The following is a 9,993-nucleotide window of genomic DNA, read 5'->3' as shown; positions in this document are numbered from 1 at the left end:
GCTTCGATGATGAAAACAGGAAAGATTGCGGTGCTGGCCGCCACGATTGCACTGCTGTCCACCGCCGCGGGGGCCCAGGAGAACGATTTCGCCCGCATGATGGCTGAGGCGAACAAGGTGCCCGATACACCCGGCGACGGGCCCTACCCGGCGGTCATGGAACTCGATGCCGGAATCCCCGACCACGTGGTCTACCGCCCCGCCGATCTTGCCCCGTTCAAGGGCGGCAAGCTCGGCGTGCTGGCCTGGGGCAACGGCGGCTGCGCCGACGACGGCTCGAGCCAGCGCCAGCACCTCGCCGAGATCGCCTCTTATGGATACCTCGTCATTGCGCCGGGCAAGTGGCGCAGCGGGCCCAATGCCAAGGTCCAGCCGGAGCCGCCGCGCGCGCCCGAGGCGGGACAGCGCCTGCCCCCGCCGGCGACAAGCGCCGACGATGTCCGCGAGGGACTCGATTTCGCTCTGGCCGAGAACGCGCGCAACGGCAGCAAGTATGCCGAGCTCATCGACAAGCAGGCCGTCGCTGTCGGCGGCTTCAGCTGCGGCGGGCTGCAAGCCATCGGTCTCGCATCGGATCCCCGGGTCACGACCGTGGTGGTGCAGAACTCGGGCATCTTCAACGCCAGCGGAGAATCGATCGGCGGGATGAGCCTGCCCAAATCGGCGCTGGAGAAGTTCCACACCCCGGTGATGTACCTGCTCGGCGGGCCAACCGACATCGCCTATGCCAACGGCACCGACGACGTCAGCCGCATCGGTCACGTCCCGGTGGCGCTGGTCAACCTGCCGTTCGGCCACGGCGGTACCTACAACAAGCCGATGGGCGGGACCGCCGCGGGCATCGTCGTAGACTGGCTCGAATGGCAGCTACGGGGCAGCAGGAGCGCCGCGCGCAGCTTCCTCGGCGCCAATTGCCGCCTGTGCGTCAATCCCGAGGCGACGGTCGCGCTGAAGAATTTCGACTAGGGCACCACCTTGATCTCGACCCGGCGATTGTCCGGCCCGCCAGGGGCCGGGCTTTCGTCGGCCGAGACCACGTAGTCGGCCCGGTCGATACCCGCTCCCTTGAGCATTGCGGCGACTTCTTCCGCCCTGGCATGCGCGATGCCCTCGTGTTCCTTCAGGACCGTTCCGTCGGCCAGCCTCGTGGCGCCGCGATAACCGGTGATCTCGATCCGCCGCGCCTCGGTCTGCTGCGCATAGAGCAGCACCGGATTGAGGAACCGCGGCGTCTTGAAGCCGACCATGCCTTCGAATTCGTAGGGCACCGTGAACGCCTTCGTCTCGAACGGCGGTTGCGGCGCCGGGGGCGGCCCCGGGTAGGTGAAGGCCAGCCGCCCGAGGCTCGGACCGGGAGGACGCGGCGGCTCGAAAGGCAGCGAGATGCGCGGATTGACCATGCGCAGATCGTCGCACTCGGGCGATGCCTCGGGCATGATCGAGACCGTCACCGGATCGACCACCAGCCCGCCGCAGATGCGCGGCGCGCTTCGGTCTACCTTGCCTTCGACGAGGACCTTGTGCCCGAGCGAAGGCGGGTTGAACGGCGCCGAGACGTCCGACTGGATGCCGAGGTAATAGGTCTCGCCGCCCGTCTCGACGATCCAGCAGGGCACGCTGGGCGTGTCCTGCACTATGGGGCAGGCGACCAAGGGCAGCGGGTCCGGCTCGGCGGCATGGGCAGCGCAACCGGTGGCGGCGAGCAGGGCGGCGGCACGTGGAAGCAAGCGCATGGTCCCCCTCCTCACAGGCTCATCAGGAAGTTGCCGAGATCGGTCTTTTCCTGCTCGCTGTACTGGATGTTGTAACGCCGGTCGTAGAAGTCGATCAGCTCGCGAACACTGGCCGCGGAGCCATTGGAGAAATACGGCGCGCGTGCCGCGAGCCCGCGGAACTGCTGCATCACGATCGTGCCGACGTCGTTGCACTTGCCGGAAATCAGCGCCCGGCCCGGATCCTGCGTGTAGATGACCCTGCCGAGATAGGGATGCGGCTGCACGTCCTTGTGACAGGTGATCTTGAACAGCGGCATCAGCTCATCCTCGGTCTGCCATGGATTGCGCGGCGCCTCCTTGGCCCAGGGGAGGTTGGTGGTGCCGATGTCCATCCAGCCGTTGGCGGTGTCCATTCCGGTCATGTGCATGCCGTGGCAGGTGGCGCAGGTCCGCTTGACCGGATTCCCCAGCCCGACGTTGTTGAGGTACATCGAGTCCTTGATCCAGAAGGTGCGGAAGTGGAAAATTTTCTGCCCGCGCAGGATCGACTGCCGTTTGGCGAACTGGTCCTCGCTCTCGCCCGACTTCTTCACCTGCCAGGCATCTCCGACCGGTATGACCCACTTGGTTATGTTGTTGCCGAGCACGCCCTTGTCGCCACTGGCGAGGTTGTACGGCCCCATTCCGGGCGGGCCGTCGGACTCGATCAGGCTGCCCGCCCCGTCGAGCTTCACCTGCGCCGAATAGATCTGGGATTCGAAATCCTTGATCCGTTGCAGCTGCTCGGGACTGAGCACGCCGTCGAATTGCAGGTGGGTGATCGCCGCTTCGACGGCCTGCGTCTTGACCGTCGGCTGACGCGCATCGGCCATCATGTTCATGTTGACGGGCTGGCCGTTTTCCGGATCGCGCGCAGCCGGTTCGCCGGTCTTGCCGACGAAGGCGCCGATCCCGAAGTTGCGATGCAGGACGTACTGCATGTTCGCCACCACGCGCGGCCTGCGATAGACCGAGATCGTCGGGTTCTTGCTGTTGAGCCCGTACGTCGGGTCGAGGTTGCAGCCACCGGGATCGCGGACCACCTCGATATCGAATTCCGGCTTTATCGGCGTGCCGTCGCGCGCCTTGGGCGGCCAGGGCAGGAAGATGCGGAACAGCCCGCGCTTGAGCAGCAGCGAATGCGAGGCCGGGTCGGCCGGCGGCAGGTTCGGGCAGTTCGCCCCGTCGATGGCGGAGAAGATCGGGTCCTTGCCCCCGGTGGCCCGCCACCGCTCGTCGATCGACTTGAGCGACAGCGCCATGCCGTCGGCCGGCTGGTGGCAGCTGACGCAAGCCCGGCCGTTGCGGCCGAGCGGTTCGAAGAACGGATGGCCGGCAGTCTCGAAGGCACCGGCATCGTTCAGCAACCCGAGCTCGCCGCTGTCGTTGCCATAGGTAAGGAATGCCGGGAAGCGCCGGCCCTCTCCGGGAGCCCACCAGCGCGCAGGACCGTTGCCGCCGTCCTGTTTCGTCACCGGGGCCTTTTCGGCCTGCTCCAGCTGATCGGGAACATGACCCGCAACGGCCGCCTCGTCAGCCGACTGGCCCGACGACGACGCCGCGCTGATGGCAAAACACGCAATCCCGGCCAGGAGGAGCAATCGATCGGGACGCGCCCAGCTTGTCCGGTTAAACCCCATGCATCCCTCATTGCCAAACTAGTTATCTTTGATAAGTAATTCCTAGAGCGATATTGCGAGCGCGGCAACCCAATTCTCGCGCGGAAAGAAGAGGCAGGATATGGCGGCTGCGCCCGCACCAGCAAGCCCGGCTGCGCCGGACCATTTCGATGAAGGCATGCTCGCCGAGCACATCGGCTTTCGCGTCCATATCGCCCGGCGGGCGATTCGGCGCGCGATGCGGCCGGCAGAGGGCGCCCAGCCGCCCGCGTTGCCTAGCGGCGCGATTTCCTTGCTCGAGCTGGTGGCGAAGAACCCGGGCATTTCGCCCCAGGATCTTGCCCACATCCTGTTTCTCGATCCCCCCAAAGTGACCCTGCTCATCCGGCGGCTGAAGGAAGCGGGACTGATCAGCCGCTGCCCATCGCCCGATGACGCCCGCAAGGCCGAACTGCGGGTAACCGACGCGGGCAGCGAGCGTCTTGAAGCGTCACGGACGTTCAGCAAACTCCAGGAACAGAAGATCGCCCAGGGCCTATCCGCGGCCGAACGGGCCCAACTGGCACGTCTGCTGCGCAAGCTGCAGGAGACCTTGCGGTGAAGGCCGGAGCCGCCGCACTCACGTTGGTGGCAACCGCTGCATGCGCGGGCCCGGCGGCGGTCGACCGTTCGCCGACGACCGAGGCGGTCCTGCCCGGCGGCGCGGTCTGGTCGGCCGCTGTCCCCGACAACTGGAACGGCACCCTTCTCCTGCATTCGCGCGGATACGCCCCGGCGGCAGGTCATCCTGAACCGGCGCCGGCGCAATACCGCGAAGCGCTTCTCGCGCGCGGTTATGCACTCGCGGCTTCGAACTATGGCTCCGGCGGCTGGGCTCTGGCCGAGGCCGTCCCCGCGCAAGAAGCCACCGTGGCGGCCTTCGCCCGGCGCTACGGCAAGCCGAAGTCGGTCATCGCCTATGGCTTTTCGATGGGCGGACTTGTCACCACCGCGCTGGCCGAGAAACGCGCGCCTATCATCGACGGAGCAGTCGCATTCTGCGGCTCGATCGGAGGGTCGATCGCGATGATGAACATGGGTCTCGACGGCGCCTTTGCTTTCAAGACGCTGCTCGCGCCCAGGTCCGCCATCGAACTGGTCGGCATCACCGACGACCGCGCCAATGGTGCAATGGTCCAAGCAGTCGCCCGGGAGGCGCAAGCTTCGGCCGCCGGCCGGGCGCGGCTCGTTCTTGCCGCCACCCTGGCAGGCATCCCGGCCTGGGTGCCCGAGGTGCCGGGCGAAAGCCCCGAGCGAACCCGCGAACGGCAGGTCGAGGCTCTGGTCAGGGCCTTCCCGATGGGAGTCTTCCTCCCGCGCGCCGAACAGGAGCAACGCGCGGGCGTTGGCTACTCGTGGAACACGGGCATCGACTACGCGGCGCTGCTTCGACGAAGCGGGCGGGAAGACTTCGTTCGCGCCGCCTATGCCGCCGCAGACCTAGACCTCGGCGCGGACCTCGAGCGGCTCGCCAAAGCGCCAAGAGTTCCCTCGCGGCCCGCTGCCCGGACCTACATGGCCGCGCACTACACGCCCACGCTGCGTCCTTCGGTGCCGCTGCTGGCAGTGCAGAACCTCGGCGACCCCGTCACCTCGCCCTCGCTGCAGGAAAGCTACGCGGCGCAGGCCCCCGCCGCCGACTTCAAGTCGCTGTATCTCGACCAGGCAGGGCACTGTACGTTTTCGGGCGATCAGATACTCGACGCGATCCACACCGTGGAGAAGCGCCTGCAGAGCGGATCGTGGGGCGTGCCGGCCGGTAGCTATGCAACCAGACGGCCGCCGCCGATGCCGCGAGGCCTGGACTGAGCTCCAACCGGAGCGTGTCTCGAAAGCCTTGGCGCACCCGACATTGCTACAACTTCTGTCGCAGGCAGTGCCGGGGCGTCCCTAACCACTCTGTAAAATCAGGGATTTGTCTTCTACTGTGTTCACGGTTGATCGCCCCCGTTTGCCTGCATTTCGATCACCATGTGGGGTCGAAAGTTGGAACAATTTTATGGTGTGTATAACCTATGGCACTGACAGCATTGAAGGTGAAGAACGCCAAACCCGGTCGCTATGTCGATGGCCGTGGCTTGTGCCTTTTCGTAAAGGAAAGTGGCTCGCGTAGTTGGGTCTTGCGGATGCAGCATAACGGCAGGCGGCGCGACTATGGATTGGGATCGGCGCTTGATGTGACGCTGACTGAGGCGCGGGACGCCGCAGCCGCATTGCGCCGCCAGGTTCGTGCCGGGATCGATCCGGTTGCCGAGCGACGGAAGTCGCGTAAGGTTGTCCCGAGCTTCGAAACCGCAGCGCGCGAATGCTACGAAGCTTTGAAGGACGGCTGGAAAAATCAGAACTATCGTAACTGGATTTCCAGCATGGAAAACCATGTCTTTCCAATGATTGGAAGGAAGCCCGTTGATCAGGTGGACAGCACCCACGTCGTCGAGGTGCTTACGCCCATTTGGCTCGAAATCCCCGACACTGCTCGTAAGATCTTACAGCGCATCGGTGCCGTGCTCGACTTTGCACATATCAAGGGATGGCGGGAAGAAGAGGCCGCGCTGCGCTCGGTCCGCAAAGGATTGCCGCGCCAGACCGACAAGGTCGAACACTTCAAGGCTATGCCCTATGCAGAGATTCCGGCGTTCATGAAGGGGCTGGCGACCGCATCACCCACCACGGGCCGCGATGCCCTGCGTTTCACGATCTACAACGCCGTGCGGTCAAGCGAGACGCGCAAGGCCGTCTGGACCGAGTTCGACCTCGACAAGGCGGTCTGGACCATCCCCGGCGAGCGCATGAAGGCAAAGGAAACGCATGTGGTGCCGCTCTCCAAGGCAGCGGTCTCCATTCTGCGTCGGCGCTGGAAACTGCGCACGAGCGACGATGGCCTCGTCTTCTCGAACAATGGCGAGAAACCCATCAGCGACATGACAATGACCAAGCTGTTGCGCGATGCCGGGATCAAGGGCGCGACGGTCCACGGCTTCCGATCTGCCTTCACCGATTGGGCGGCAGAGAAGACCGACTTTCCGAAGGAGGTGGCGGACAAGGCCTTGGCGCACAAGCTGAGCAACCAGGTCGAAGCCGCCTATCGCCGCACCGACTTCTTCGACAAGCGGCGCGACTTGATGGCTATGTGGGCGGAGTATTTGAATCCGGAATCATAACGGTCAAAGGTGCCACAAGTGCCAAGCTATGCACGGCCCCGACTTCGACTAGATTTGGCTATCAAGTTCGCTACGATCCCATTCTTAGGCTGCTTCGCGGGCTTTTCGGACACCGCAAGCCATTTCTGATATGGGATTATAGGGGGTTACAATGAAGTATTTGTGGACGGCAGGCCTAGTCCTGACACTTGCGGCCTGTGGTCAAGCCCCGAACCCAGCGCCCGAAGCTGTCGAAGTTGAAGCTGGCTCAGTTGGCGATGCTTTCGATCCTGCAACGGCTGAAATTTCGTTGGACGCCTCACCGCAAAGCGACACGCAAATCCGATTCGTTGTGACAACCAATCTTCCAACTCCGGTAGAGGTTATGGCTGGGGTGGCTTTGGCGGGTCAAAAGCCTGACGACGTCTTCATAGGTCACAGCGAGCGAGTTACACTTGCGTCCCCTCGCACCGAATTTGTCCTCGATACCTCCAGCGCTCGCAACGCGTTGCCTAGCGGAGAATATGATGCAGAGGTGAGTTTCTACCCACGGTGGGGAGCGGAGAATGGAAATCCAGCCGCAAAGACCGCACCCGAACTCGAAGCTACGGACAGGATCACATTGGGCGGTTCGGGAGAAGATCGCGCAGACGCCGAGCGTAGGAATGAGCTGCAACGTTGGGTAATGGGCAATATCGGCATGAATGTGCCATGGAATCGAGAGAGCTTCGAGGCGCGGCTTGGGCCTGCCCAGAAGGGGCCTGCAACAATGTCGAGATTGCACGATGCCTATTATTTCCCGGATGCTGATATGACCTTCCTGGTCAATCGCCTTAAGAACGAAGTGACAGTGTGGCGCGTGGGCGATGTGACAGAGTGACAGGAGTCCGGTCGGCTTTTCTCTAAAGAGGGTTTCAATGCCACCGGTCTGAAACTCGCAGCTCGACGAACTTCTGCAAGCTGGCAGTGGTAACGCGCGTTGCCTTGCCGATCTTCACCGTTTCGAGTTCACCGCTGGAGATCAGTTCATAGAGCTTCGTGCGCCCAACGCCGATCATACGGGCAGCGTCATCGATCCTGACGCAGACCGGCTCGACAGGTTGATGGCCGCTCATTCCGCCGGTTCCTCTTCACGATAGTGAGCGGGATCGGCAATCCAGCGATTGATGGCAGACTCGTGCCAGCCCGCGCCGTGGATGCTGATCTTGACCTGCGACGGGAATGTGCCCTCGGCGATCTTGCGATAAATGGTAGAGCGGGAAAGGCCGGTGCGGTCGAGCACGGTCTTGAGGCGGATGATGCGTTCGGTATTCGACATGGGGCATTCTCACTTTGACATTGACAGCCCCTCTTCGGAACATAATGAGAACTTTTCTGAAAGGCGCAAGGGTCAGGTTCAGGTGGAATTCGGGCAATTCTTCAACGATTTGCACGAGTTGAACCGGCTATGGACGGATAGAGACCTGTACGGACAAACCGCTCCTTCGCCTTTGGTTCTGAGAATTTTTTCGTTCGACGCGATTTTGCGGCTGACACGCGCGAATTTGCGACGGCAGCGACGAATTTCCACGCCAGCGTTGCCGGGTTTCGCGGACGAATCATGTGTTCTTTCGCGCAGTCGGCTTGGCGGCGCGGTTTGAATCTTTGCCAGAACGCTAAGTTCAGCTTAGCCTTTTGAGGCTAATTTAAACTAGACACAAGTTTACACAAGTGGCAAAACACTAAGCATGGCTACGCGTTTGGACAGCAAGCTAAACCAACTCCAGCAGGAGCTCCCGGAAGGACTTCTGGTCGATGCCGCCTGGCTTGAGGCCAATGGCTATTCGTCCGCGCTGCGCAGCCAGTATGTAAGTTCCGGCTGGCTGGATAGCCCAGCGCGACGGGTCTATCGCCGTTCACGCGGGCCTATGACCTGGCAGCAGGTCGTGATCTCGCTTCAGACCATGCTTGACCTTCCACTGACCGTTGGCGGTCGCACCGCGCTCGAACAGCAAGGCTATGCCCACTACCTTTCGACAAACGTCCAGACAGTTCACCTTTACGGGCCGACACGACCGCCAACCTGGCTCGATGATTTGCCGCTTGAAGTAACATTCGCATGGCACAACAGCTTGCGCCTGTTTCCGGCAGATGCCGACCCGCCGCCATTGCCAAGCCCCACCATGTACAGTGCCACTGGCGCGCAATTGCCTGTTCGTTATTCGAGCAAGGAGCGCGCCGTTCTCGAATTGCTCGATGAACTGCCCAAGCATGAGAGCTTTCATCAGGTCGATGCCTTGATGGAAGGCTTGAGCGATCTCAGCCCTCGTCGCCTGCAAACTCTTCTCGAAGCCTGCTCCAGCGTCAAGGTGAAGCGGCTGTTCCTGTTCTTTGCCGACCGGCACCGTCACGCTTGGCGACCGAAACTCGACTTGGCCAGGATCGATTTGGGTTCCGGTAAAAGGGTTCTGGTGAAGGGGGGCAGGCTCGATCCGCAATACGACATCACGGTGCCTGCCGATCTTGGAGGACAATAGGAAATGGCCTTCCAGGACGCTTATCGGCAGCAGGTGGCCCTCCTGATCCGCACCATCCCGTTCGTGGCGCAAGAGCAGTGCTTCGCACTCAAGGGCGGCACGGCGATCAACCTCTTCGTGCGCGACTTGCCGCGCCTCTCGGTGGACATCGACCTGACCTACTTGCCGGTCGAGAAGCGCGCTTCATCACTCGCAGCTATCGACGCGGCGATGGTGCGGATCAAGGAGCGGATCGAAGGCGGGATACCGGGCGCGGCGGTCGCCCCATCGCGTTCAGCAGGCGACAACATCATCACCAAGCTAATCGTTCGCTCCGAAAGCGTTCAGATCAAGATCGAGGTAACGCCTGTCTTGCGTGGCACCGTCTACGACCCCGTGGTCATGAGCGTCGTTCCCGCAGTCGAAGACACATTCGGCTTCGCCGAAATGCAGGTTGTGTCGTTTGCCGACCTCTATGCGGGGAAGATCGTGGCGGCGCTGGACCGCCAGCACCCGCGTGACTTGTTCGACGTGCGAGACCTGCTGGCGAATGAAGGAATAAGTGGCGAACTGCGGCACGCATTCCTCGTCTACCTTATCAGCCACAATCGCCCGATGGCCGAAGTGCTCGCTCCGACCCGCAAACCACTGAACGCGGAGTTCGAGCGCGGATTTATCGGTATGACCCAAGAGAATGTCGAACTTGCCGATCTTGAGGCCGCGCGCGAGGCACTCGTCAACACCATGGTTGGCGAAATGCCGGACGCACACCGCCAATTCTTGATCGGCTTCAAGCGCGGTGAACCGGACTGGGAGCTTCTCGGCATACCGGAAGCAAGGCACTTGCCAGCCGTAGTGTGGAAGCAGCGGAATCTGGAGAATATGCTGCCTGAGAAGCGGAACGAGCTGATTGAGGTTCTTGAGAAAGTACTTCTCGGCTGACCGA

Annotated in this window: 11 protein-coding genes; 7 read left to right on the top strand and 4 right to left on the bottom strand. The window is 62.5% G+C overall.

The genetic code is table 11. From position 1 onward, the window contains the following. Nucleotides 1-6 precede the first annotated feature (6 nt). A complete protein-coding gene (locus Q7I88_RS03690; protein ID WP_305097684.1) occupies nt 7-966 on the top strand; it encodes an alpha/beta hydrolase in 960 nt (319 codons plus the stop codon). On the opposite strand, the gene Q7I88_RS03685 is transcribed toward Q7I88_RS03690, so the two are convergent. Next, a complete protein-coding gene (locus tag Q7I88_RS03685; protein ID WP_305097683.1) occupies nt 963-1,733 on the bottom strand; it encodes an OmpA family protein in 771 nt (256 codons plus the stop codon). The genes Q7I88_RS03690 and Q7I88_RS03685 overlap by 4 nt on opposite strands. Nucleotides 1,734-1,744: 11 nt before the next feature. Next, nucleotides 1,745-3,394: a hypothetical protein gene (locus Q7I88_RS03680; RefSeq protein WP_305097682.1), complete on the bottom strand. Its 1,650-nt coding sequence runs from the start codon at nt 3,392-3,394 to the stop codon at nt 1,745-1,747. Nucleotides 3,395-3,494: 100 nt separating this feature from the next. Here Q7I88_RS03680 and Q7I88_RS03675 point away from each other — a divergent pair, with 100 nt between their 5' ends. The 4 genes from Q7I88_RS03675 to Q7I88_RS03660 all read left to right on the top strand — a co-directional run bounded on the left by Q7I88_RS03675 (nt 3,495) and on the right by Q7I88_RS03660 (nt 7,432). Beyond that, a complete protein-coding gene (locus tag Q7I88_RS03675) occupies nt 3,495-3,974 on the top strand; it encodes a MarR family winged helix-turn-helix transcriptional regulator (protein WP_305097681.1) in 480 nt (159 codons plus the stop codon). Continuing rightward, nucleotides 3,971-5,221, top strand: coding sequence for an alpha/beta hydrolase (locus tag Q7I88_RS03670; protein ID WP_305097680.1), 1,251 nt, complete (start codon nt 3,971-3,973; stop codon nt 5,219-5,221). The genes Q7I88_RS03675 and Q7I88_RS03670 overlap by 4 nt, the downstream gene beginning before the upstream one ends. A 206-nt stretch (nt 5,222-5,427) precedes the next feature. Then, nucleotides 5,428-6,573, top strand: coding sequence for a tyrosine-type recombinase/integrase (locus Q7I88_RS03665; RefSeq protein ID WP_305097679.1), 1,146 nt, complete (start codon nt 5,428-5,430; stop codon nt 6,571-6,573). 151 nt (nt 6,574-6,724) lie between these two features. Then, nucleotides 6,725-7,432, top strand: a complete 708-nt coding sequence (locus tag Q7I88_RS03660; protein WP_305097678.1) for a hypothetical protein — start codon at nt 6,725-6,727, stop codon at nt 7,430-7,432. A 34-nt stretch (nt 7,433-7,466) separates the two neighbouring features. Here the strand turns inward: Q7I88_RS03660 and Q7I88_RS03655 are convergent, their stop codons facing one another. Together Q7I88_RS03655 and Q7I88_RS03650 are read right to left on the bottom strand one after the other, a co-directional pair. Continuing rightward, a complete protein-coding gene (locus Q7I88_RS03655) occupies nt 7,467-7,667 on the bottom strand; it encodes a helix-turn-helix domain-containing protein (protein WP_305097677.1) in 201 nt (66 codons plus the stop codon). Beyond that, nucleotides 7,664-7,870 (bottom strand): helix-turn-helix transcriptional regulator, encoded by a 207-nt coding sequence (locus Q7I88_RS03650; protein ID WP_009802104.1) that lies wholly within the window; start codon nt 7,868-7,870, stop codon nt 7,664-7,666. The genes Q7I88_RS03655 and Q7I88_RS03650 overlap by 4 nt, the downstream gene beginning before the upstream one ends. 409 nt (nt 7,871-8,279) lie before the next feature. On the opposite strand from Q7I88_RS03650, the gene Q7I88_RS03645 reads away from it, so the two are divergent. Next, a complete protein-coding gene (locus Q7I88_RS03645) occupies nt 8,280-9,068 on the top strand; it encodes a type IV toxin-antitoxin system AbiEi family antitoxin (protein ID WP_305097676.1) in 789 nt (262 codons plus the stop codon). A 3-nt stretch (nt 9,069-9,071) separates the two neighbouring features. After that, a complete protein-coding gene (locus Q7I88_RS03640; RefSeq protein ID WP_305097675.1) occupies nt 9,072-9,989 on the top strand; it encodes a nucleotidyl transferase AbiEii/AbiGii toxin family protein in 918 nt (305 codons plus the stop codon). The last annotated feature ends 4 nt before the right edge of the window (nt 9,990-9,993 follow it).

The sequence above is a fragment of the Croceibacterium aestuarii genome (assembly GCF_030657335.1).
Taxonomy (GTDB): Bacteria; Pseudomonadota; Alphaproteobacteria; order Sphingomonadales; family Sphingomonadaceae; genus Croceibacterium_B; species Croceibacterium_B aestuarii.
The sequence above is the reverse complement of the archived record's forward strand: the minus strand, read 5'-3'. Positions and strand labels throughout refer to the sequence as shown.

Bases quoted from the DNA above. Each gene is read 5' to 3' on its own strand.
- Q7I88_RS03690 (WP_305097684.1), top strand. From the start codon at position 7: ATGATGAAAACAGGAAAGATTGCGGTGCTGGCCGCCACGATTGCACTG.
- Q7I88_RS03685 (WP_305097683.1), bottom strand. From the start codon at position 1,733: ATGCGCTTGCTTCCACGTGCCGCCGCCCTGCTCGCCGCCACCGGTTGC.
- Q7I88_RS03680 (WP_305097682.1), bottom strand. From the start codon at position 3,394: ATGGGGTTTAACCGGACAAGCTGGGCGCGTCCCGATCGATTGCTCCTC.
- Q7I88_RS03675 (WP_305097681.1), top strand. From the start codon at position 3,495: ATGGCGGCTGCGCCCGCACCAGCAAGCCCGGCTGCGCCGGACCATTTC.
- Q7I88_RS03665 (WP_305097679.1), top strand. From the start codon at position 5,428: ATGGCACTGACAGCATTGAAGGTGAAGAACGCCAAACCCGGTCGCTAT.
- Q7I88_RS03660 (WP_305097678.1), top strand. From the start codon at position 6,725: ATGAAGTATTTGTGGACGGCAGGCCTAGTCCTGACACTTGCGGCCTGT.
- Q7I88_RS03655 (WP_305097677.1), bottom strand. From the start codon at position 7,667: ATGAGCGGCCATCAACCTGTCGAGCCGGTCTGCGTCAGGATCGATGAC.
- Q7I88_RS03650 (WP_009802104.1), bottom strand. From the start codon at position 7,870: ATGTCGAATACCGAACGCATCATCCGCCTCAAGACCGTGCTCGACCGC.
- Q7I88_RS03645 (WP_305097676.1), top strand. From the start codon at position 8,280: ATGGCTACGCGTTTGGACAGCAAGCTAAACCAACTCCAGCAGGAGCTC.
- Q7I88_RS03640 (WP_305097675.1), top strand. From the start codon at position 9,072: ATGGCCTTCCAGGACGCTTATCGGCAGCAGGTGGCCCTCCTGATCCGC.